General features: G+C 63.3%; 18 protein-coding genes. 8 read left to right on the plus strand and 10 right to left on the minus strand.

Features of this window, described 5'->3' with window-relative positions; translation table 11 throughout:
* Positions 1–4 precede the first annotated feature (4 nt).
* Complete coding sequence (locus Q8O96_RS07105; protein WP_305948602.1) at positions 5–3,130, minus strand: transglycosylase domain-containing protein; 3,126 nt, start codon at positions 3,128–3,130, stop codon at positions 5–7.
* 491 nt (positions 3,131–3,621) lie between these two features.
* Here Q8O96_RS07105 and Q8O96_RS07110 point away from each other — a divergent pair, with 491 nt between their 5' ends.
* Positions 3,622–5,043 (plus strand): amino acid permease, encoded by a 1,422-nt coding sequence (locus Q8O96_RS07110; RefSeq protein ID WP_102860446.1) that lies wholly within the window; start codon positions 3,622–3,624, stop codon positions 5,041–5,043.
* A 100-nt stretch (positions 5,044–5,143) separates the two neighbouring features.
* Here Q8O96_RS07110 and Q8O96_RS07115 read toward each other — a convergent pair whose 3' ends face one another.
* The 5 genes from Q8O96_RS07115 to Q8O96_RS07135 form a co-directional block, all read right to left on the minus strand.
* The gene (locus tag Q8O96_RS07115) at positions 5,144–5,737 is read right to left on the minus strand and encodes a hypothetical protein (RefSeq protein WP_102860447.1); all 594 of its coding nucleotides are present in this window, start codon (positions 5,735–5,737) and stop codon (positions 5,144–5,146) included.
* Between the two features lie 8 nt (positions 5,738–5,745).
* The gene (locus Q8O96_RS07120; protein WP_102860448.1) at positions 5,746–6,336 is read right to left on the minus strand and encodes a papain-like cysteine protease family protein; all 591 of its coding nucleotides are present in this window, start codon (positions 6,334–6,336) and stop codon (positions 5,746–5,748) included.
* A gap of 260 nt (positions 6,337–6,596) precedes the next feature.
* Entirely contained in the window at positions 6,597–6,893 is a 297-nt protein-coding gene (locus Q8O96_RS07125) for a cupin domain-containing protein (RefSeq protein WP_102860449.1), read from the minus strand.
* A gap of 76 nt (positions 6,894–6,969) precedes the next feature.
* On the minus strand, positions 6,970–7,254 hold the full coding sequence (locus Q8O96_RS07130; RefSeq protein WP_102860450.1) for a putative quinol monooxygenase: 285 nt from the start codon (positions 7,252–7,254) through the stop codon (positions 6,970–6,972).
* 62 nt (positions 7,255–7,316) lie between these two features.
* Entirely contained in the window at positions 7,317–8,936 is a 1,620-nt protein-coding gene (locus Q8O96_RS07135; protein ID WP_102860451.1) for an FMN-binding glutamate synthase family protein, read from the minus strand.
* 310 nt (positions 8,937–9,246) lie between these two features.
* On the opposite strand from Q8O96_RS07135, the gene Q8O96_RS07140 reads away from it, so the two are divergent.
* From Q8O96_RS07140 to Q8O96_RS07160, 5 genes are all read left to right on the plus strand, one after another.
* The gene (locus Q8O96_RS07140) at positions 9,247–9,519 is read left to right on the plus strand and encodes a type B 50S ribosomal protein L31 (protein WP_102860452.1); all 273 of its coding nucleotides are present in this window, start codon (positions 9,247–9,249) and stop codon (positions 9,517–9,519) included.
* 176 nt (positions 9,520–9,695) lie between these two features.
* Entirely contained in the window at positions 9,696–11,042 is a 1,347-nt protein-coding gene (locus Q8O96_RS07145) for an HD domain-containing phosphohydrolase (protein WP_115580797.1), read from the plus strand.
* A 100-nt stretch (positions 11,043–11,142) separates the two neighbouring features.
* On the plus strand, positions 11,143–11,577 hold the full coding sequence (locus tag Q8O96_RS07150; protein WP_102860454.1) for an NUDIX domain-containing protein: 435 nt from the start codon (positions 11,143–11,145) through the stop codon (positions 11,575–11,577).
* Between the two features lie 22 nt (positions 11,578–11,599).
* Positions 11,600–12,238: a LysE family translocator gene (locus Q8O96_RS07155; RefSeq protein ID WP_102860455.1), complete on the plus strand. Its 639-nt coding sequence runs from the start codon at positions 11,600–11,602 to the stop codon at positions 12,236–12,238.
* Positions 12,239–12,267: 29 nt separating this feature from the next.
* A complete protein-coding gene (locus Q8O96_RS07160) occupies positions 12,268–12,771 on the plus strand; it encodes a GNAT family N-acetyltransferase (RefSeq protein WP_102860992.1) in 504 nt (167 codons plus the stop codon).
* 40 nt (positions 12,772–12,811) lie between these two features.
* Here the strand turns inward: Q8O96_RS07160 and metR are convergent, their stop codons facing one another.
* The gene (gene metR / locus Q8O96_RS07165; RefSeq protein WP_102860993.1) at positions 12,812–13,729 is read right to left on the minus strand and encodes a transcriptional regulator MetR; all 918 of its coding nucleotides are present in this window, start codon (positions 13,727–13,729) and stop codon (positions 12,812–12,814) included.
* Positions 13,730–13,837: 108 nt separating this feature from the next.
* Here metR and metE point away from each other — a divergent pair, with 108 nt between their 5' ends.
* Positions 13,838–16,147 (plus strand): 5-methyltetrahydropteroyltriglutamate--homocysteine S-methyltransferase, encoded by a 2,310-nt coding sequence (gene metE, locus Q8O96_RS07170; RefSeq protein ID WP_305948603.1) that lies wholly within the window; start codon positions 13,838–13,840, stop codon positions 16,145–16,147.
* A gap of 195 nt (positions 16,148–16,342) precedes the next feature.
* A complete protein-coding gene (locus Q8O96_RS07175) occupies positions 16,343–17,377 on the plus strand; it encodes an alpha/beta fold hydrolase (protein ID WP_305948604.1) in 1,035 nt (344 codons plus the stop codon).
* Between the two features lie 49 nt (positions 17,378–17,426).
* Here Q8O96_RS07175 and Q8O96_RS07180 read toward each other — a convergent pair whose 3' ends face one another.
* The 3 genes from Q8O96_RS07180 to Q8O96_RS07190 are packed head-to-tail and all read right to left on the minus strand — an operon-like array spanning position 17,427 to position 21,710.
* Positions 17,427–18,824 (minus strand): sigma-54 dependent transcriptional regulator, encoded by a 1,398-nt coding sequence (locus Q8O96_RS07180; RefSeq protein ID WP_102860458.1) that lies wholly within the window; start codon positions 18,822–18,824, stop codon positions 17,427–17,429.
* On the minus strand, positions 18,814–20,586 hold the full coding sequence (locus tag Q8O96_RS07185) for an ATP-binding protein (RefSeq protein ID WP_305948605.1): 1,773 nt from the start codon (positions 20,584–20,586) through the stop codon (positions 18,814–18,816). Before Q8O96_RS07185 ends, Q8O96_RS07180 begins: the two co-directional genes overlap by 11 nt.
* Complete coding sequence (locus tag Q8O96_RS07190; RefSeq protein WP_102860460.1) at positions 20,583–21,710, minus strand: GNAT family N-acetyltransferase; 1,128 nt, start codon at positions 21,708–21,710, stop codon at positions 20,583–20,585. The genes Q8O96_RS07185 and Q8O96_RS07190 overlap by 4 nt, the downstream gene beginning before the upstream one ends.
* Positions 21,711–21,714 lie beyond the last annotated feature (4 nt).

The raw sequence follows: 21,714 nt of genomic DNA on the forward strand, positions 1-21,714 counted from the left end.
GCGGCTAGTAACCGGAGGGATTCAGCGTTGCAGCGAGGCTGCCCAGGCACTGGGTGCTGCTGCCAGGCTGCAGGTAGGGCATGAGAATCGGCGCCATGCCCTTGAGCACCTGCACCGGCAAGGCCGAGGTGAACTTGAAGCCCTGGGCCGAAGCCCCTGGCACGTAGGCTGTGAGGGTGCCGAAGTGGTGATCGCCGATGTAGAACACGAAGGTTGCGGTGCGGTTGATGGACTTGGAGCTCAGCACCCGGCCGCCGGCACCAGTGGCCTCGATGCGGTTGTCGCCAGTACCGGTCTTGCCGCCCATGGCCAGTGGCGTGCCGTCCGCCAGTTTGAAACTGCCGGATACCCGTTTCGCGGTACCGGCATCCACCACCTGTGACAGGGCCCCGCGCAGCGCCGTGGCGACCTCCGAAGGCATCACGCGCTTGCCCTTGCCAGGGTCGTTGCTCAGGCGGGTTTCGTAAGGCGTGCCGGCGGCAAAGTGCAGGCTGTCGATACGCAGGGACGGCAGGCGCACGCCGTCGTTGAGGATGGTGCCCACCAGTTCGGCGAGCGCCGCCGGACGATCGCCGGAGCTGCCGATGGCGGTGGCCAGGGAGGGCACCAGGTGGTCGAACGGGTAACCGACGCTCTGCCAGCGCTGGTGAATATCCAGGAACGCTTCGACTTCCAGCATGGTGCGGATGCGACTGTCCCGGGCGCTGCGATGGCGACTCTTGAACAGCCAGCTGTAGACCTCCTGGCGTTCGAATTCACTGGCCTTGACGATCTGGCTGAAGGTCGCGTCGGGGTTGTTCATCAGGTAGCCCAGCAGCCACAGGTCCAGGGGATGGACCTTGGCGATGTAGCCCTGGTCCGGCAGGTCATAGGCTCCCGGGCCATAGCCGGCATAGAGCTTGTCCAGGCGCTCGTCGGTGAGTTTCTCGGCGGTCTTGGCGTTTTTCATATGGGCCCGGACAAAGCGATTGAAGCTGTCCTGGCTGGCGTCCGGCAGCAGGTAGCGGTGCACGGCAGCCAGGCGGATCGCCGTGGGGTGCATACCGTCGAGAAAGGTGTCCAGGCGTGCCTGGGTGTCCTTGTTGCGGTACTTCTTCCAGAACCGCAGCAGGAACGAGGTGCCTTCGTGGTCGGCGAAGCGTGCCAGGTATTCCTGGCGCCGCGGGTTGGCGTCGTCCTTGAGCAACTCGGCACTGCTGCTGTCGCCGCCGTAGGTGCTGTAGCGCACCAGGTCACGCATCAGGCGGATGAACGGCAGGTTGATGGATTCGCGCAGGGCATCGCGCAGGGTCGGGCTGCGGCCGTTGTCCTCTTTGCGGAAGTTGTTGAAGTGATGCAACCCGCCGCCGGTGAAGAAGGCTTCGCCGGGGCTGGCGGAGTAGGTGCGGTCCAGGGCCGCGTCGAGCATCTTCGGCAAGCTGCGGTCGCTGTTCTGCATCAGGTAGTCGAGGGCCCAGCGGCTCAGTCGGTCCTGGTCGTTGACCACAAATTTCTTCAGCTCGGCCGGGGTTTTCCCAGCGTGCTTGTCGTGCAACTCGGCGATGATCTGCAGGTAGGTGGTCAGCACCCGCAGCTTGGCGGTGGAGCCCAATTCCAGCTTGCTGCCTTCGTTGATGTCGAAAGGCTGGTCGGTGCTGTCGGTCTGCACCCGTACCCGCGAGCCGTCGGGGGTGAGTTCGAACAGGGTGAAGCTGTAGCGCACTTGCGTGGTGCTGGTGGGGGTCAGCAGGCGCTCGCCGAGCACACCGATCTGCGCGGCGAAAGCCGGGTCGGCGAGGTGCTTGAGGTACTCGGTGGCCTGGCGCTGCAGGTCGCTCTGCAAGGTGCTGGTGGCCGACAGGTCAAGGCGGTCCAGGTCGTACAAGGGGCGGTTGAGCAGCGCTGCCAAACGGCGGCGGGCCACGCTGATGCCCTTGTTGGTTTCGATCGGCTGGATTGTCGGCTGCTGCTGCCAGTCGCGGTAGCTGACCTTGCTGGCCAGGGCCGCGGCGGTCAGGGCGGGATCGATGACATTGTTCTGCGCCAGCAGGCGGATATGGCTGTCGGTGAGGTCCGCCAGCTCGGCGTGCCTCTTGACCAGATAATAGGAAGGGCGGCGTTGCGCGATCATCAGCGACAGCACCTGGCGCAGGGCCAGGCCGCGCTGGGCCAGGCTCCTGGCATCGGTGGCGTTGCTGGACAGGGCCTGGTTGACCTGATCGAAATCGGCGCCGTACCAGACCCGCAGGCCCTCGGCCATGCCATGTACCTCGCCGTGCCCCGGAACTGCCGACAGCGGCACGCTGTTGAGGTAATCGCGGACGATCCGGCGCCGGGCCTCCAGGGTTTGCGGGCCATCCTGATAGGCGCGCACGCTGGCGGAAATCATCTGGCGGATCTTTTCGCCGCCGGACACCGTCAAGCCATCGGGGGAGTGGCGGTATTTTTCCAGCTGGGTGGCCAGGGTGCTGCCGCCGGCGGTCTGCCCGGGCAGGTGCAGAAGCTTGGCCACCTGGGACCAGGCGGCCTTGGCGAAGCGCGGCCAGTCCACCGCCGGGTTGGCCTGGGCCAGCTTGGGGTCCAGCAGATCGCGGTTCTCGATGAACAGCAGGCTGTGCACCATCAAGGGCGGAATATGGTTGAAGCTGGCATACAGCTGTTGTGGGTAATTGAATTGATACAGGGGCGCGGCGCGGCAATCGGTGATGGACAGGCCGGCCTGGATTTTCTCGGTATAGGGCACGAAAAAACCGTTTTTGCTGTAGTCCATCAATGCCGGGGAAAACCGTGTCTGAGCGTCGATCAGGTAGCCGCGCTTGAGCAGACGCGGCAGGAACTCGCCCAGGGCGCTATAGCCCAGACGCCGGTCGAAGGGGCCGGCGCCGGGATAGAGTATGGCGTCGCTGGGGCCTGGTTGCAGGGAATAGCTCAAGTCTTGAGCCAGCTTGCTGAACTCCCGCGCCTGGAGCTTGGAGGTACGCATTTCCCGGCTGGCGGCGACACCCAGGGCGATCAGCGTGATCAGCAGTAGCAGCCAGAACAGGCGCCAGGCATAACGGCGGGACCTGGGTTTTTTGGGTAAAGGCGCTTCGTCCTCGCTGTGGTTTGGCACTGCGTTTTTACGCGAATCGGTCTGCCACAGAGCGCCCATAGTCGATTGATCCATTCACGCAGATTGATCGGACTTGTCTGAAGCTTAGTCGGTGGTAGCCGCGGCAGAAGAAATTGTGAAAGCAATGGGTCCTGGAACCGGGCCGCGGCCCCGGGGCTGATCAGGAACCGGTGGGAAAGGGCTGTGATAGAGCCTTCTTCCAGGTAAATACGCCCTAGGTAGGGGCATGACGATGCACCAGGGCTGTGCAATACTCCGGGCCCTTTCCGAGTGAGGTTTAAGGGCAAAAAGCAGGTAATGCTTCTCCGTGAAAGCGGTATTTGCCGAGATTTCTCTCTGAATTTAGCTACTTATAGAGTGAAAAGCCCTGTCGGGAGCTTTTTATACTGCGCACCCCGCTGATCTGGCAGGTCTTGTCCTACAGACGCGCCGCCCCACAAGGCCGGTACGGTTGAGCAAGCTGCGGCTATCCGCCACGGCTTCGCAGACTCGGTGGTTCATATCCAATAACAAAATGAGGTTGTATCTCTATGTCAGTTGGCAACCAACTGCCCCACGGCGAGACCGCTCAGGGCGGCCCGCTGAAACGCGAACTGGGCGAACGGCATATTCGCTTGATGGCCCTGGGCGCCTGTATCGGCGTCGGCCTGTTCCTGGGCTCGGCCAAGGCCATCGAAATGGCCGGTCCGGCCATCATGCTGTCCTACATCATCGGCGGCCTGGCGATCCTGGTGATCATGCGCGCCCTCGGCGAGATGGCGGTGCATAACCCGGTCGCCGGTTCCTTCAGCCGTTACGCACAAGACTACCTGGGTCCGTTGGCGGGTTTTCTGACCGGCTGGAACTACTGGTTCCTCTGGCTGGTGACCTGTGTCGCGGAGATCACGGCGGTGGCGGTGTACATGGGCATCTGGTTCCCCGATGTGCCGCGCTGGATCTGGGCCCTGGCGGCCCTGGTGAGCATGGGTTCGATCAACCTGATCGCGGTCAAGGCCTTCGGTGAGTTCGAGTTCTGGTTCGCCCTGATCAAGATCGTCACCATCATCGCCATGGTGATCGGCGGCGTTGGCATCATTGCCTTCGGCTTCGGCAACGACGGCGTGGCGCTGGGCATCTCCAACCTGTGGACCCATGGCGGCTTCATGCCCAATGGCGTGACCGGCGTGCTGATGTCGCTGCAGATGGTGATGTTCGCCTACCTGGGCGTAGAGATGATCGGCCTCACCGCCGGTGAAGCGCGCAACCCGCAGAAGACCATTCCCAACGCCATCGGCTCGGTGTTCTGGCGCATCCTGCTGTTCTACGTGGGCGCGCTGTTCGTGATCCTGTCGATCTACCCGTGGAATGAGATCGGCACCCAGGGCAGTCCGTTCGTGATGACCTTCGAGCGTCTGGGCATCAAGACCGCCGCCGGCATCATCAACTTCGTGGTGATCACTGCTGCACTGTCCTCCTGCAACGGCGGCATCTTCAGCACCGGGCGCATGCTCTACAGCCTGGCGCAGAACGGCCAGGCCCCGGCCGGCTTCGCCAAGACCTCGAACAACGGTGTGCCGCGTCGCGCGCTGCTGCTGTCGATCTTCGCCCTGCTGCTGGGCGTACTGATGAACTATCTGGTGCCGGAGAAAGTGTTCGTCTGGGTGACTTCGATTGCCACCTTCGGGGCGATCTGGACCTGGGTGATGATCCTGCTGGCCCAGCTCAAGTTCCGCAAGGGCCTGAGCCCGAGCGAACGGGCTGCGCTGAAATACCGCATGTGGCTGTACCCGGTCAGTTCCTACTTCGCCCTGGCGTTCCTGGTACTGGTGGTGGGGCTGATGGCCTACTTCCCGGACACTCGCGTGGCGTTGTATGTCGGCCCGGCGTTCCTGGTGCTGCTGACGGTGCTGTTCTACCTGTTCAAGCTGCAACCGACCAATGTCCAGCAAGGGGCGGTGCGTTCGGCGTCGTGATCCCTCGCTCGGCAAGCTCTTGCCTTGAGCATCCCGGGCCAACGGCCTGAACAGAAGAATCCGGCGTCCCGCCAGGGCCGCCGGATTTTTTTGTCGCGGTTCAGCCTCCCAGGGTGCCGCTGGTATCGGCATCGAAAACCGCCTTGGCTTGTTGGGCCAAGGGGCTCAGCAGGCTCAACAGCGTCGCTGCGTCATAGAGCTGGTGGGCTGCCAGGTTCGCCGGGGTGGGGTCGATGGGAATCAGCACTTCGGCATCGGCTGCGTGCAGCCAGATCGCCGTCACCTGCAACGCCGGGATGAACAGCAACCTCAACTCGCAGGATTTCCCCTGTAGCAGGGGTGCCTGTTCCGCCAGGTTCAGGGCACTGATGGTGGACGCCGCCAGAACGCCGTGATTGAGCGCCGCGAACTCGACCTTGCCGGCCACTTCCGTCAGTTGCGCGTCGGCGATGGATACACCGCCGGCGAACACCAGGTAATGCCAGTCCCCCGTCGTGGCCTGGTCCAGGCCCTTGCCGTTGGCCAGGTCCTCCAGGCCGAGGGCGTAGCCGCGAAATGCCTGGGACAGGCTCAGGGTGCCGGCATTGGCAAAGGCGCGGTTGACGCCGAAACCCTGGGTGCGCAGGGCTGCCTGCAGTGCCGGGTGCAAGGTCTGGACGCCGTGGGTGGGCGCCTTGGGGTAAGTCAGTTGCATGACGCCTCCTAGTTTTTCCGGGTGAAGTAGGTGTGGGTCCAATTGCCGCCGCCGTTGTAGGAACCGGGGAAGCTGTTAAGGGCACGGGTCGAGTAACCGAAGATGGAGTCGGCGACCAGGATGTAGCTGCCATCGGTGCCGTAGATCGTCAGGAAATGCGCGCCGCCGCCATACCAGGCGCAACGCAGGCCGACGGGACGGCCCATGCCGAGCTGGTTTTCGATGGCCGGCATCTGCATCCGGTTTTCCCGCATCCCGCCATAACTGCGGGTGGTTCTGAGGGCCGAGTCCAGGTAGCCGTAGACGTTGCACGGTCCGGGCTGGCTGCAGCAGGAGTTGCGGCCCAATTCGGCATTGGCCACCCCGCACTGGGTCCAGGAGCCGGTGCCGTAGTAGTTGCCGACCGATGCCGACAGTGCCGCCCAGCACCAGTTGCTCTGGGTTTGCGGCTGCACGCTGAAATTGAGTCGGGCGCCGGCCTGGGGGGCCGCCTCGGCGCGTGGGTCGATTTCAGCCAGTTGCGGATCGATCAGCGTACCGGCCAGGCATTGGGGCAGGGCCTGCGGGTTGCCGGTGGGGGTCAAGGTCGTGCTTAACATGTTCATCCTCCATGAGTGAAAACCAGCCTCCGGCTGGTGTCGCCTACAGCAAGTTGCCGGACCCGGCGCTGGGCGCTGCGCGGCGCCAGCCTCGATGGCGTGCGCTGGCCGGGTCTGCAAGCAACCTTAGATGAGATATGCGTAAATGCAATTTAATTATGCGTTTATGCATTGTGGCGGACGTGAATGTCCCTGATAAGGGGGGCGTCCACAGTCGGGCCCGGTCCGGGTTGTGACCCCTTGTCGAGTGCCGAGTGAGGCTAGACGTCGATGATCACCAGGGTGCCGTGGCTGCCGGGCAGTACGCTATGGGCCTGGCCGGCTTGCACCAGGTACATCTGGCCGGCCAGCACTTCGACAGTGGCCTGGCCAATGCCCAAGCGCAGGCAGCCCTGGGTCACCAGCAGGCCTTCGTTGTAGTCGTGGATTTCTTCCGGGTAGGGCGCCTGGTCCATGCGCAGGACCTTGATACGGGCCGCGCCGACCTGGCCCACCAGCGAGGATTGCCAGGGACCGGGCAGTTGCTGGGACAGTTGCTCGAAGGACAGCAAGGGCATGGTGGAACTCCGAAAGGTCAGTGGTGGTTCGCTCTGCTTTCGGTGGTCCGGTCAAGCATCGGGAGGATGTCGGCTTCTAGAATTCGTCCATCAGCAGTACGCGGCATTCGCGGGCTTGAAAGGCGTTGATCTGTGGTACCAGGCGGGTGAAGTGTTCGGTGTTGCAATGAGCGTCGAGGGCGGCGCGGTCCGGCCACTGTTCGACGAAGATGAAGTGCCCGGGGTCTTTCTGATCGACGAACAGATCGTAGGCGATGCACAGCGGCTCCTGGCGGGTTTTTTCCACCAGTTCGGCGTACCACGGGCGCACGGTTTCCAGGTGTTCGGGCTTGATGAAGTCTTCAGCGATAACCTTGAGCATTCCAATCTTCCTTGTGAGTCGCCAGGCTCCCCAGGTAGCCGGGGAGGCCTGGACAGGCGTGCTTAAGCGGCGGCTTGGGTATTGGGTTCGAAGCTGTCGGCCCGGGCCAGTTGCCACATGCGCGAGTAGAACTCGCCGTTGACTTCGCCGGTGAGCAATTCGCCGGGCTTGAGGAACACATGCAGTTGGGAGAACAGCTTGATCTCGGTGGCCGACATGCGTCGCACCAGGTGCTTGGCTTCCAGTTGCGACGGGTGCTGCAGGCCGGCGGCGGCCAGCATCTCGGCCAGGGCCTTGAGGGTGTTGCGGTGGAAGCTGTACACCCGCTGGGCCTTGTCCGGCACCACCAGGGCACGCTGGCGCAGGTTGTCCTGGGTGGCGACACCGGTGGGACATTTGTTGGTGTGGCAGCTTTGTGACTGGATGCAGCCGATGGCGAACATGAAGCCCCGGGCCGAGTTGGCCCAGTCGGCGCCGATGGCCAGGACGCTGGCGATGTCGAAGGCACTGACGATCTTGCCGCTGGCACCGAGCTTGATCTTGTCCCGCAGGTTCAGGCCCACCAGGGTGTTGTGGACGAACAGCAGGCCTTCGCGCATGGGCGCGCCGATGTGGTCGGTGAACTCCACGGGGGCTGCGCCGGTGCCGCCTTCCTTGCCGTCGACCACGATGAAATCCGGGAGGATGCCGGTTTCCAGCATGGCCTTGGCAATGCCCATGAATTCCCACGGGTGGCCCAGGCAGAACTTGAAGCCCACCGGCTTGCCGCCGGACAGCTCACGCAGTTGCTGGATGAAATGCATCATTTCGATCGGGGTGGAAAATGCACTGTGGCTCGACGGCGAAATGCAGTCCTCGCCCATGCGGATGCCGCGGGTGTCGGCAATTTCCTGGGTCACCTTGTGCTTGGGCAGGATGCCGCCATGGCCCGGCTTGGCGCCCTGGCTCATCTTGATCTCGATCATCCGCACTTGCGGGTTCTGCGCCTGGGTGGCGAAGCGCTCGGGGTCGAAGCGGCCGTCGGCGGTGCGGCAGCCAAAGTAGCCACTGCCCAGCTCCCAGGTCAGGTCGCCGCCGTGTTCACGGTGATAGGGGCTGATGCTGCCTTCACCAGTGTCGTGGGCAAAGTTGCCGAGCTTGGCACCCTGGTTCAGGGCACGGATGGCGTTGGCACTCAGGGAGCCGAAGCTCATCGCCGAGATGTTGAATACCGAGGCCGAATAGGGCTGGGTGCATTGCGGGCCGCCGACGGTGACCCGAAAGCTGCTGGGGTCGCTCAAGGGCGCCGGGCGCATGGAGTGGCCGATGAACTCGAAGCCCGACTGGTAGACATCGATCAGGGTGCCGAAGGGTTTGTCGGCGCTTTCATTCTTGGCCCGCGAGTACACCAGGGAGCGCTGGGCGCGGGAAAAGGGCAGGGCGTCGCTGTCGGATTCCAGCAGGTATTGGCGGATCTCCGGACGTATGCCTTCCACCAGGTAGCGGATGTTGCCCAGGATCGGGTAGTTGCGGCGTACCGCGTGGGGACTTTGCAGCAGATCGAAGATCCCCAGCAGGCTCAGCAGGCCGGTGACCAGGGTGAATGGCCAGAGCCAGTCGTGTTCGAGAAAGGGCAGGCTGGCGAGGGTGAATATCACGCAGGCAGCAAAGAAGGCGTAGCGGCTCAGAAGTGACAGGCTCATACGGTTTCCTTGGTTCGGACTCATCAGGTCAATCAGGCACCGGGTGCCTTGATAACGGGTAATCGACAGCGACACCGAACGGCTGAGACGGTGGGCTGCACAGGCATTTCTTATAGGAATTCACGGCTGTGTCAGAGCGTTGCAGCCCAGCATACTGGCCCGCTGGGGCCTTACGGGCAAGCCTGAATCGGGGGATCGAGGCAGGACTTAGACCATTGTTGCAGAATCTTATTGCGATAAGTTCTCGTTTAAAGAAGGTTTTATTGTTACTGTATAACACTATTTTTCACCCCAGCCGCTGGAGACTCCGATGAAACCCAACATTCACCCTGACTACCGCCCCGTGCTGTTTCACGATACTGCCGCCGACGTGTTTTTCCTCATTGGCTCTACCGTCGATACTGACCGCACCTACCAGCACAGTGATGGCCAGACCTATCCGTACGTGACCCTGGATGTGTCCAGCGCTTCGCACCCGGTGTACACCGGCCAGCAACGCAAGACCCAGTCCGAAGGCCGTATCGCTGGCTTCAACAAACGTTTTGCCTCCTTCGGTTCCAGCGGTAAAGCCGCTGCCAAGTGAGGTCATTGGCCTCCATTCTCGCCGCCGTCCGTTGGAGCTCTTCCAGCGGACGGATGGTATTAAAAAGCCATCATTCCCCTCGGAAATGCTTCTACGCTTGAATCAGGCAACAAGGATCAGTGTTGCCAGTGAAAAGAATGAAGGACATGTGCATCGATGTTGACCCGAGGTGTCTCATGGGTGAGCTGAACGTTGCCACAGTCACACGCCAGTCCGAGGTTCTGTTGGTAGACAGCCAGGACGCGATCCTGCAACGCCTGCACCAACTGCTCAGTGCCCATTCCTACGTGCTGCACCTTGCCCACGACGCCAGCGAAGCCCTGAAGGTCATGGCCACCCGGGAGGTGGACCTGGTCATCAGCGCCGCCCATCTGCCGCAGATGGATGGCCCGTCCCTGCTGGCGCGCATTCATCAGCACTATCCGGACACTACGCGCATCCTGCTGACCGGTGACCCGGACCTGAAACTGATCGCCAAGGCGATCAATGAAGGGGAAATCTACCGTTACCTGAGCAAGCCCTGGGATGACCAGGAACTGCTGCTGGCCCTGCGCCAGGCCCTGGAGCACCAGCATTCCGAACGTGAGCGCCAGCGCCTGGAAGCTCTGACCCAAGAGCAGAACGCTGAGCTCAAGGCCCTCAATGCCCTGCTGGAAAAACGCGTCGCATCGCGCACCGCGGAGCTGCAACAAACCGCCGACATGCTGGACCTGGCCTATGAGGAGCTCAAGCACAGCTATGCCACGGGCGCCGAGCTGTTCTCGCTGCTGGTGAACCAGCGTCTGCCGAGCGACAAGCAGACCAACCGCCGGATCATCGATTTGGTGCGTGCCTACTGCAAGATCCACGGCATCGACGCCGTGGCGCAGCGCGACCTGGCCATGGCCGCGGCCCTGCACAACATCGGCAAGCTGAGCTGGAGCGACAGCATGATGGTCACTCCGGCCGATTGGTTGCACCACCATGAGCGTGAACGCTATCGGGCCTATCCGGCGCAAAGCGAATCGCTGCTGATGACCCTGGAACCGGTGCAGGATGCGGCGCGCCTGATCCGCCATCACCAGGAACACTGGGATGGCAGCGGCTTTCCCGATCACCTCAAGGGCGAGGCGATTCCCCTGGGCTCGCGGCTGCTCAAGCTGGCGGTGGATTTTATCGAACTGCAGTGCGGGCTGATTCTCGAACGGCACATGAACAGCGACGAGGCCCTGGTGTTCATCCGTAAATACGCCGGCCGGCTGTACGACCCCGAGTTGGTGGAGGGGTTTATCCAAGTGTGTTCTGTGTACCTCAGCGATGTGACCCTGGGCGACCCTTCGGTCAAGGTCCTGGGCACCCGGGAGCTGGCGGCGGGCATGCTGCTGGCGCGCAACCTGAATGCCGACAACGGCATGCTTCTGCTCAACGCCGGCAAGGTGCTGAGCCAGCCTCTGGTGGACAAACTGATCGCCTTTGAAACCATGGAAGGCGCCCGTTACAGCGTGTTCGTCAAGCTGGCGCGAGAGCCGCAGTCGGGCACCTGAGAAACGCCCTGGAACGACGGGAAATATACCGCTGGCGGATGACGACCCGCTGCCGGGCATGTGATCCTTGCGCCTTCGTTCTCAAGGTGTCCAGGTCCCCATGTCGCTGCCCTCCGCCGTTGCACCCTCCGTCATTCGTATCGCCGCCGCCCTGTTGCTGGGGGCCGATGGCCAGACCCTGCTGGTGCGCAAACGCGGCACCCAGGCCTTCATGCAGCCTGGCGGCAAGATCGAAGCCGGCGAGCCGCCGGTGCTGGCCCTGGTCCGAGAGTTGGAAGAGGAACTCGGCCTGCGCATCGATCCGAGCCAGGCCTGCTATCTGCAACAGTTTTGCGCACCGGCCGCCAACGAGCCCGGCCATGTGGTGCAGGCGGAGGTCTTTCTTGTTCGCATCGACATTGCGGTGACTCCGGCGGCGGAGATCGAGGAGGTGCGCTGGATCGATCCGGCCAGCGATGGTGGTTTGTTTCTGGCGCCGTTGACACGGGATCTGATCTTGCCGTTTTATCGTCAGGCCCAGGCGAGCCTCGCCTGACCTCCCGTTGCCAAGGACTGCCATGATCCCACTTCACGACTACCTGATTTTCGCCGCGGCCTCGTTGCTGATGGTGCTGACCCCAGGCCCGAACATGATCTACCTGATTTCCCGTTCGATCTGCCAGGGGCGCAAGGCCGGGGTGACGTCGTTATTGGGCGTCGTGATGGGCTTTTTCGTCCACCTGTTTGCCGCTGCACTGGGCCTGACCGCGATCTTCATGGCGGTGCCCATGGCCTATGAAGTGCTCAAGTGGGCCGGTGCCCTGTATTTGCTGTGGCTGGCCTGGCAGGCGCTAAAGCCTGGCGCGCGATCGCCGTTCGAAGCCCAGCAGTTGCCGCTGGACTCGCCCCGCAAGCTGGTGATCATGGGGTTTCTGACCAGCGCCCTGAACCCCAAGATCGCGGTGTTCTACCTGTCGATCTTTCCGCAGTTCATTCATCCCGAGCACGGATCGGTGTTTTCCCAGAGCCTCATTCTCGGCCTGACCCAGATCAGCGTGAGTTTTTCGGTGAACCTGCTGATTGCCCTGTTCGCCGCAGGCATTGCCTCCTGGTTCGCCAGCAACCCCACCTGGCTTTCGGTCCAGCGTTACTTCATGGGGTTCGTGCTGGCGGGGCTGGCGGTGCGCTTGATGTTCGAACAACGCCGTACCAACTGAACATGACGGACTGACGATCCCGCATGAACCTGCAGATCCGACACCTGACTCCTGACGATGCCGCGCAATACCGGGCCTTGATGCTCGAAGCCTATGAGCGCCATCCCCAGGCGTTCACTTCCAGTGTCCGGGAGCGCGAGAAGCTGCCCCTGGCCTGGTGGGGTGCCCGTCTGGATGGGGAGCTGGACCTGATGCTGGGAGCCTTTGACCGAGGGCGGCTGGCGGGGATCGTCGGCCTGGCCTTCGAGCTGCGGGAAAAGGCCCGGCACAAGGCGACCCTGTTCGGCCTTTACGTCACGGCCGAGCAACGCGGCAGCGGCCTGGGTCGACAGCTGGTGCAGCATCTACTGGCCGAGGCGGCGGGGTACGAAGGCCTGCGCCTGGTGCAACTGACGGTGACGGCGGGCAATGACGCAGCGCTGTCCGTGTACCAGCGCTGCGGCTTTGTCCAGTTCGGGCTCGAACCCCAGGCGGTGTGCGTGGGGGAGGACTATCTCGACAAGATCCACATGTGGCGCGAAGTGCCACGCTGATCCTGCTCGCTGGCCTGCCGGCGCCGCATGAGGGTGGCGCTCAGCGTACAGCGCTGACGCCGTCCAGGGTCGAGAACGAGGTGTCCTTGGCGGTCAGCAGGAAGTCACGCATGTAGGGCGCGTCCAGCATGTCGGCGCGAATCGCTGCGTACAGGGTGGCGAACAGTCCCTTTTCACCCAGTCGCTTGGCCTTCACATAACCCCGTGAGCTGTATTCATGCAGGGCCCAATGAGGCATGCCGCACACCCCGCGGCCGCTGGCCACCAGCTGCATCATCATCACCGTCAGTTCCGAGGTGCGGACCTGCGCCGGTTCGATGTCCGCCGGTTCCAGGAAGCGGGTGAAGATGTCCAGACGATCCCGCTCCACCGGATAGGTGATCAGGGTTTCGTTCAGCAGATCTTCCGGGACTATGTAGGGCTTGCTTGCCAGGGGGTGCTGGTTGGCCACCGCAAGCATGGCTTCGTAGGTGAACAGCGGCACATAGGTGATGCCGGCCAGTTCCAGGGGATCGGAAGTCACCACCAGGTCCAGGTCACCCCGGGCCAGCGCTGGCAGCGGTGCAAAGGAGAAGCCCGAGGCCAGGTCCAGTTCCACTTCCGGCCAGGCGTCGCGGAACTGGTCGATGGTGGGCATCAGCCACTGGAAGCAGCTATGGCACTCGATGGCCATGTGCAAGCGGCCGGCGGTGCCGCCGGCCAGGCGGGCAATGTCCCGTTCGGCGCCGCGCAGCAGCGGCAGGGTGGCATCGGCCAGTTGCAGCAGGCGCAGGCCAGCGCTGGTGAAGCGCACCGGCTTGGTCTTGCGCACGAACAGCGGCATGCCCAGGCGCTCTTCAAGTTCCTTGAACTGGTGGGACAGGGCGGACTGGGTCAGGTGCAGGCGTTCGGCGGCTTCAACCAGGCTGTCGGCTTCGCGCAGGGCGTGCAGGGTCTTCAGGTGACGGATTTCGAGCACCAGGATCTCCATGAGTAAATTTTGTGATCAACACGAAAAGGTTGAGTTTGTCTCATGTTGCCCGAGCTGTCGACAATAGCGCCATCTTTGACAAGGAGGCGCTTTCCCATGGCTCTGGCCCACACCCTCGGTTTTCCCCGCATCGGCGCTGACCGCGAACTGAAAAAAGCCCTCGAAGCCTACTGGAAGGGCGACCTCGATCAGGCTGCATTGCAAGAGGTCGGTCGCGAGCTGCGGGCTCGGCACTGGCAAGTGCAAAAAGACGCCGGCATCGACCTGCTGCCAGTGGGCGACTTTGCCTGGTACGACCAGGTGCTCGGTCACTCCCTGACCTTCGGGGTGATTCCCGAGCGTTTCGACGGTCTTCGCGATGCCCAGGGCCGCCCGACCCTGGACACTCTGTTCGCCATGGCCCGTGGCGCCAATGCCGGCTGCTGCGGGGAGCAGGGCCAGGCGCAATACGCCCAGGAACTGACCAAGTGGTTCGACACCAACTACCACTACCTGGTCCCCGAGTTCAGCGTCGACCAGCCGTTCCAGCTGAGCTGGGAGCAACTGTTCGACGAAGTCGAGCAAGCCCATGCCCTGGGTCATCAGGTCAAGCCGGTGATCATCGGCCCCTTGACCTACCTGTGGCTGGGCAAGGCCAAGGGCAATGCATTCAACAAGCTCGACCTGCTGGAGCGCCTGTTGCCGCTGTACGGCGAGATCCTCAACCGGCTCAAGGCCCAGGGCGTGGAGTGGGTGCAGATCGACGAGCCGATCCTGACCCTCGACCTGCCCCAGGAGTGGAAGAGCGCCTTCGAGCGGGCCTACCACATCCTCCAGTACTCGCCGCTGAAAAAACTGGTGGCCACTTACTTCAGCGGTTTGGAAGACAACCTCGGCCTGGCGGTGGGCCTGCCGGTGGACGGCTTGCACATCGATGCGGTGCGGGCGCCGGAACAACTGGGCCAGGTCCTGGACCGGCTGCCGACCTACAAGATTCTTTCCGTGGGCCTGGTCAATGGGCGTAATGTCTGGCGCTGCGAACTGGAACAGGCCCTGCAACAGTTGCAGGTGGCCCAGGAGCGTTTCGGCGACAACCTTTGGGTCAGCAGCTCCTGCTCCCTGCTGCACAGCCCGGTGGACCTGTCCCGGGAAGACCAGCTGGATGCCGAACTGAAAAGCTGGCTGGCCTTTGCCGTGCAGAAGTGCGGCGAGATTTCGGTCCTGCGTGATGCCCTGAACGATCCCCAGGCCCCGGCGGTGCAAGCGGCCCTGGCGCAAAGCCGGAAGGTCCAGGCCAGTCGTGCCCAGTCCCCGCGGATTCACAAGGCCCAGGTCCAGGCCCGGATCAAGGCCATCAGCGCCGCCGACAGTCAGCGTCAGTCGCCCTTTGCCCAACGTATCGAACAGCAGCGAGCGCGCCTGCAATTGCCGGTCTTTCCCACCACCACCATCGGCTCTTTCCCGCAGACTGCATCGATCCGCCTGGCGCGCCAGGCCTACCGGCAGGGCAAGCTGTCGCTCAACGACTACACCGATGCCATGCACAGCGAGATCCGCCACGCAGTGCAGATCCAGGAGAGCCTTGGCCTGGACGTGCTGGTCCACGGTGAAGCCGAGCGCAACGACATGGTGGAGTACTTTGCCGAGCAACTCGACGGCTACCTGTTCACCCGCTTCGGCTGGGTCCAGAGCTACGGCTCGCGCTGCGTCAAGCCGGCCATCATCTACGGCGACCTGAGCCGGCCCCGGGCCATGACCGTGGACTGGATCCAGTACGCCCAGAGCCTCACCGACAAGGTCATGAAAGGCATGCTCACTGGCCCTGTGACCATGCTCATGTGGTCTTTCCCCCGGGAAGACGTATCGCGCAAGGTCCAGGCCCAGCAACTGGCGCTGGCCCTGCGCGATGAAGTGCAGGACCTGGAACAGGCCGGGATCAAGATCGTGCAGATCGACGAGGCGGCGTTCCGCGAAGGCCTGCCCCTGCGCCGCGCGCAATGGCAGGAATACCTGGACTGGGCGGTGCAGGCCTTCCGCCTGAGCGCTTCGGGTGTGCGGGACGAAACCCAGATCCATACCCACATGTGCTACAGCGAGTTCAACGATGTGATCCAGTCGATTGCCGCCATGGATGCCGACGTGATCACCATCGAGACTTCCCGTTCGGACATGGAGTTGCTGCAAGCCTTCGAAGCCTTCGACTACCCCAACGACATCGGCCCGGGGGTGTATGACATCCACTCGCCACGGGTGCCGGACACTGCCGAGATGGTCAAGCTGATGAGCAAGGCGGTCAAACGCATTCCCGCCGAGCGACTGTGGGTCAACCCCGATTGCGGCCTGAAGACCCGCGCCTGGCCGGAAACCGAAGCGGCCCTGGTGAACATGGTGGCCGCGGCCCGCCAGCTGCGCAGCCAGCTGGCCTGAAAGCCGGTAGAAACCTGCTTGCCGACGAAGGCGATCATCAGCTCCACCTCGTCGGCAAGCGAGGCGTCGCCCGAGCGCCCCTAAGCGATGACCGCTGGGCGGGCTTCATCAAACTGTCACGCAACTGTGGCAGCGCGAAACATCGAAGTTCATCAGACTCGCGCTCTACTGGGGTTCTGCGTTTCGGTGTTTTCCATGCGGGCAAGATTGTTTTCCACTGTCATCCTGCTGGCCGGGCTTTTGCTCGGCCAGCTGTCTTTTGCGGCCGCGCGCTGCGATGTCAACGTACCCACGCAACGGGTCGACCTGGCGCAGGTGAGCCTGGCCTACCAAAGCATCGGTCGAAGCTCCGATCCGGCATTGCTGCTGGTCATGGGCCTGGGTGGGCAATTGATCCACTGGCCGGACGAAGTAGTGGAGGCCTTGTGTCAGCAAGGGTTTCGGGTGATTCGATATGACAATCGCGATGTCGGCCTGTCCACCTGGCGCCAGGCTCCGGCCAGCGCCAACCTGACCTTCGAAGTGCTGCGCTACAAGCTCGGCCTGCCCGTGGCTGCGCCTTATACCCTGAGCGACATGGCCGATGATGCCCTGGGGCTGATGGATGCCCTGCACATCGAGCAGTTCCATGTGCTGGGGGCGAGCATGGGCGGCATGATTGCCCAGCATCTGGCGGCCATGGCGCCACAACGAGTCGAGAGCCTGACGCTGATCATGACCAGCTCCGGGGCCCAAGGCCTGCCGGCGCCGAACGAGGCGCTGGTGCAATTGCTGTCCCGGCGCAATGCACCGAACCGCGAAGCGGCCCTGGAGCAGCAGGCGGACCTGCTGGCGGCCCTGGGCAGCCCGAAGGTCGCGGATGACCGTCAGGTTCTGCTGCATCAGGCTGCGTTGTCCTATGACCGGGCGTTCAACCCGGAGGGCGTCAAGCGTCAGATCATGGCGATCCTCGCCGAGCCGAGTCGGGTGGCCTTGCTCAAGCAACTGCGGGTGCCGGCCCTGGTGGTGCACGGCACCGCCGATCCGCTATTGCCGGTGATGCATGGGGTGCACCTGGCGGCGCAGATCCAGGGCAGCCAGCTGAAGCTGATTCCGGGGTTGGCCCATCGTTTCCAGGACGCCTTCAAGGCGCCTTTGCTGGCGGCGGTGCTGCCATACCTGCAAAACCATCGCGAAGACACTTCCCACTGGGCCCAGATCGAACCGCTGGAAGTGGGGCACATGCTCTGAGCCAAGTCTCAGCGGATAGATTTTCGCTTGCAGCTTGTCGCTGTTCGCGTCAGCGAACAATCTTGTCTACCTGAATGCCGAGCTTTTTCAGGCGGTACCAGAAGCTGCGTTCGGAAATGCCGATCATCTGTGCCGCGGCCGCCTGGACGCCGTTGCTCTGGTGCAGGGCCGCGAGGATGTAGGCCCGCTCCACTTCGGCCAGGGCCGCGTCCAGGTCGCTGGGCACTTGTGGGCCAACGCTGAGGGCCACGCTGCCCTCGGTGCCTGCTGGCGGGGTGTCGAACAGATAGCCTGGCAGGTCACTTTCTTCGATGACCGGGGCGCGGGCGACGATGGTGGCTCGCTCCACGCAGTTCTGCAGTTCGCGGATGTTTCCTGGCCAGCTGTAGCAAGCCATGGCCTGCAGGGCTTGTGGGCTGAAGCCCGTGATGCGCTTGCCGGCGGTGGCCCCCAGGCTGTGGGCGAAGTGGCGGGCCAGTGGAGCGATGTCCTCGACCCGCTCGCGCAGCGCTGGCAAGGGAATGGGGAAGACATTGAGGCGGTAGTACAGGTCCTCGCGGAACTCCTTGTTGGCCACGGCTTCCAGCAGGTTCTTGTTGGTCGCGGCGATCACCCGCACGTCGACCTTGCGCTCCCGGGGATCGCCCACCGGCTCGATCACGCGTTCCTGCAGGGCGCGGAGGATCTTGGCCTGCAAGGCCAGGGGCATGTCGCCCACTTCATCGAGAAACAGGGTGCCCTTGTCGGCCTGCTGGAAGCGTCCGACCCGGTCCGCCACGGCGCCGGTGAAGGCGCCCTTGCGGTGGCCGAACATCTCGCTTTCCAGCAAGCCTTCGGGAATGGCCGCGCAATTGACGGCGACAAAGGGTTTGTCCGCGCGATTGCCGTGCTTGTGGATGGCCCGGGCGACCATCTCCTTGCCGGTGCCGCTTTCTCCGGTCAGGAGAATGGTGGCGCTGCTCTCGCGTACCGAGTCCACCGCCTGCAGTACCTGGCGAAAGGCCGGGCTGTCGCCTACCAGGCTGTCGAACTGCTGGTGCTCGTCGAGCTCGGCGCGCATGCGCTGGTTGTCTTTGAGGATGTCGCGAAACTGCAGGGCCTTGCTGACGGTGATGTCCAGCTCATCGATATCGAAGGGCTTGGCAATGTAGTCGTAGGCGCCGTTGCGCATGGACTGCACAGCGTTCTTCACCGTGCTGTAGGCGGTCATCACGATCACCGGCAGGTTCGGGTAGCGCTGCTTGATTTCCGCCAGCAGCTGGGGCCCGTCCATGCCCGGCATGCGCCAGTCGCTGATCACCAGGTCGATGTCTTCCTGCTCCAGCACCTTGAGGGCGTGCAGGCCATTGCTTGCCGTGAACACCTGGATGCCGTTCTGGCTCAAGGCCGAAGACAGCAGGTCACAGAGTTTGGGTTCGTCATCGACCACCAGCAGGTTATGCGTCATCAGTGTCCTCGTCGTCCTCTTCACCGTTGGCCGGAATGTACAGGCTGAAGGAGGCGCCGGCATCTTTTTCGCTGACGCACTCGATGTGGCCGTCATGGCTTTCCATGATCGAAAAGACTTTCGCCAGGCCCAGGCCGGTGCCCGAGGCCTTGGTGGTGACGAAGGGGGTGAAGATGCGTTCCAGCATGTCCGGCTCGATGCCCTGGCCGGTATCGCTGACGCTGATGATGGTTTCGTCTTCCTGCTGGGCGATGCCCAGGGTCAGGCGGCCGCCCTCGGGCATAGCGTCGATGGCGTTGAGGATCAGGTTCAGGCAGGCCTGCTTGAGCTGCCGGGCATCGGCATGGATGGTCGCACCCGGTGCCTGGTCGTCGATCCGCGCTTCGATATTGTGGGTCGCCAGTTCCGGGGTGCAGAAGCCCAGCAGTTCCTCGACCAGCGGGCGTGCCGCCTGGGTGGCACGAATGGGCGCGCTGGGTTTGGCGAAGTCGAGGAAGTCGGTGATCAGGTCGTTGATCCGGCTGACTTCACTGATCACGTATTCCAGGTGGCGCTTGTCGTTTTCCGGCAGGTTGGCCCGGCGGTGCAGCAGTTGGGTGGCGGTCTTGATGATGCCCAGCGGATTGCGGATTTCATGGGCCAGGCCCATGGCCACCTCGCCCAGGGCGTGCAGGCGATCGCGACGGCGCAACTGGCCCTCCAGGTGCTGCAGTTCTCCCAGGCGCTCGCTCATGTGGTTGAAGGTGCTGCTCAGCTCCGCCAGTTCGTCGCCACCGATCACCGGCACCCGCTGCCGGTAGTCGCCGGCGATCACCGCCTGGACGCCCTTGGACAGGCCCCGCAGCGGCCGCGTCAGGCGTTGCGACACCAGCCAGCCGACACACAGCGAGGCGGCCGAGCTGAGGAGGAAGATCAGGATGAACAGGTTGCTCTGGTTAACCAGGCCCACCAGGCTGCTGTGGCGCAGCAGGCCACTGAAAATCACCCCCACCAGGTCGCCGCTGTCGTTGAAGATCGGCCGGTACAGGCCGCTGTAGCGGCTGGTGAACTGCTCGGTGGGCTGGCGGGTGGCGCGCAGGATGTCTTCGATCTTGTGCGGCACTCGGGGGGGATGGTCTTCGAAGCGCTGGGTGGCGAAGATCTCCGAGAAATCATCGGCCTTGGCCAGGTACAGGCGCAGGTCCAGGGAGTGCACATCGGCCACGCTGGTGAGGAAGCTGGCGTCCAGGTAGGTGGCGATCAACAGCTGGTAGTCGACCCCGTCGAGCTGGGTCTGGAAGGTCGAGACCACCGCCCCGGTGGCCACGCCACCCACCTGGATGGTCTGCAGGACGGCGTTGGAAGCGGTGCTGATCTGCCCTACCACGTCGTCCGCGGCGGTGGTGAACATCACCTTGTGGTCGCTCTTGCGGATCAGCGCGACCACGTCGATACCCATGGAGTCGGCAATGTCGGCGGTGAGCTTGTCATGCTTGGCTGCATTGCGGTCCGAGGGCGGGCGCGTATAGCGCAGGAACAGCTGGGCGATCCGCGCGTTGTCATGGAGGATCTCGGTGATCTCGTCCTCGACGATCTTGGTGGATTCCTGCAGCCAGATGCGCACGTTGCTGTCGAAAATCTCCGACAACGTGGTGGCCGCCAGCTCCGCGGCAATCATGGTGGGAATCACACTGACCAGCCAGAACGCCAACACCAGCTTGCGCTGCAGGCTCCAGCGGGAGATGGCAAAAGGGCGGGGCGGGCGACGATCTTTTCTGGTCATGTACTTTCGCTTATTGCAGCAGCCATGGCGGGGTCGGAGCGATCCGGACGGACAAAGCGTTTTATCACCTTGAGCAGGGCATTGAGCAAGGGATTGCGATGCCTGAAAAACAACATGTTACCGGTGAACTGGCAACCCAGGCGCAACTTGCTGGCGTAACCGGCCTGACCACACTCGTACAGGGGAATGTGCTGCTGGATACAGTAGTCGACGTTGGCCAGCCAACTGCGGAAGTACAGATTGTGCTCACGGGTGACGTTCAAGTCGTGGGCGAAGAATTTGTCGATCAGCCGATGCTGGTCGATGAGTACCAGGTTGAAGGCCACCAGTTGGTCCTGGACCCAGTACAGGACGCAGGCGGCGCGCTGGTCCAGTTGTTCGAGAATGCCGGTGAAATAGGCAGCCGGCAGGCGCTCGAACTGCAGGTCGCTGCGTTCCAGGGTGGCTTCGTAGAGGCGCATGATGTCGGGCAGCACGTCGTCGATCTGCCGCCGCCACTCGATGCGCGGCGCCGGTGCGCGCAGCTTGCGCCGCAGGTCCTTGCGAGTGGACTTGCCCAGGGTGCCAAGATAGGCGTCGATCGAGGCGAAGGGCACCGGCAGCAGCGCGCTGGGCAGGCTCGGCATCGCCTGCAGGCCGGCGGCCCGGCAACTGGCGGCCCATTGCGGGTCGCTGCTGGGGGCATCCTTGACCGCCATCAGGCCGATGCCGAAGTTGTCGGCGTCGCGCCGGGCCAGTTGCAACAACTGCTCCAGCAACGCCTGACGACGTTCCAGGGGAACATGGCTGGCGGTGCCGGCACTGCACTGTTCGGCCACGGGCGAGCCGATGGCGTACAGGCGCAGCTCCAGGGCACCTGGCCACTGGCGTGCCAGGCGTTCGGTGAAGCGTTTGGCCAGGCCGGAGACCGTGGTGTCGAGCCGATACTGAGTCGTGAAGGCCGGCGCCACCGCCACCAGGGTCGAGCCCTCGTAGATCGCCAGGTAGCGCCAACGGAAATCGGCGATGGCGGCTTTTTCCACGGCCAGGTAGTAGTCCCAATCCTCCAGGGCGTCTGGAAAACAGTCATTCCAGGCGCTGCGTTCAATGGCCTGGATGGTGGAATAGGCTTGGGCGGTAATCACGTCT

The organism is Pseudomonas sp. LPH60, assembly GCF_030718165.1.
GTDB lineage: Bacteria > Pseudomonadota > Gammaproteobacteria > Pseudomonadales > Pseudomonadaceae > Aquipseudomonas > Aquipseudomonas danubii.

Coding starts and splice junctions, on each gene's coding strand:
- Q8O96_RS07105 (WP_305948602.1), bottom strand. CDS start 3,130: ATGGGCGCTCTGTGGCAGACCGATTCGCGTAAAAACGCAGTGCCAAAC.
- Q8O96_RS07110 (WP_102860446.1), top strand. CDS start 3,622: ATGTCAGTTGGCAACCAACTGCCCCACGGCGAGACCGCTCAGGGCGGC.
- Q8O96_RS07115 (WP_102860447.1), bottom strand. CDS start 5,737: ATGCAACTGACTTACCCCAAGGCGCCCACCCACGGCGTCCAGACCTTG.
- Q8O96_RS07120 (WP_102860448.1), bottom strand. CDS start 6,336: ATGTTAAGCACGACCTTGACCCCCACCGGCAACCCGCAGGCCCTGCCC.
- Q8O96_RS07125 (WP_102860449.1), bottom strand. CDS start 6,893: ATGCCCTTGCTGTCCTTCGAGCAACTGTCCCAGCAACTGCCCGGTCCC.
- Q8O96_RS07130 (WP_102860450.1), bottom strand. CDS start 7,254: ATGCTCAAGGTTATCGCTGAAGACTTCATCAAGCCCGAACACCTGGAA.
- Q8O96_RS07135 (WP_102860451.1), bottom strand. CDS start 8,936: ATGAGCCTGTCACTTCTGAGCCGCTACGCCTTCTTTGCTGCCTGCGTG.
- Q8O96_RS07140 (WP_102860452.1), top strand. CDS start 9,247: ATGAAACCCAACATTCACCCTGACTACCGCCCCGTGCTGTTTCACGAT.
- Q8O96_RS07145 (WP_115580797.1), top strand. CDS start 9,696: ATGGGTGAGCTGAACGTTGCCACAGTCACACGCCAGTCCGAGGTTCTG.
- Q8O96_RS07150 (WP_102860454.1), top strand. CDS start 11,143: ATGTCGCTGCCCTCCGCCGTTGCACCCTCCGTCATTCGTATCGCCGCC.
- Q8O96_RS07155 (WP_102860455.1), top strand. CDS start 11,600: ATGATCCCACTTCACGACTACCTGATTTTCGCCGCGGCCTCGTTGCTG.
- metE (WP_305948603.1), top strand. CDS start 13,838: ATGGCTCTGGCCCACACCCTCGGTTTTCCCCGCATCGGCGCTGACCGC.
- Q8O96_RS07175 (WP_305948604.1), top strand. CDS start 16,343: ATGCGGGCAAGATTGTTTTCCACTGTCATCCTGCTGGCCGGGCTTTTG.
- Q8O96_RS07180 (WP_102860458.1), bottom strand. CDS start 18,824: ATGACGCATAACCTGCTGGTGGTCGATGACGAACCCAAACTCTGTGAC.
- Q8O96_RS07185 (WP_305948605.1), bottom strand. CDS start 20,586: ATGACCAGAAAAGATCGTCGCCCGCCCCGCCCTTTTGCCATCTCCCGC.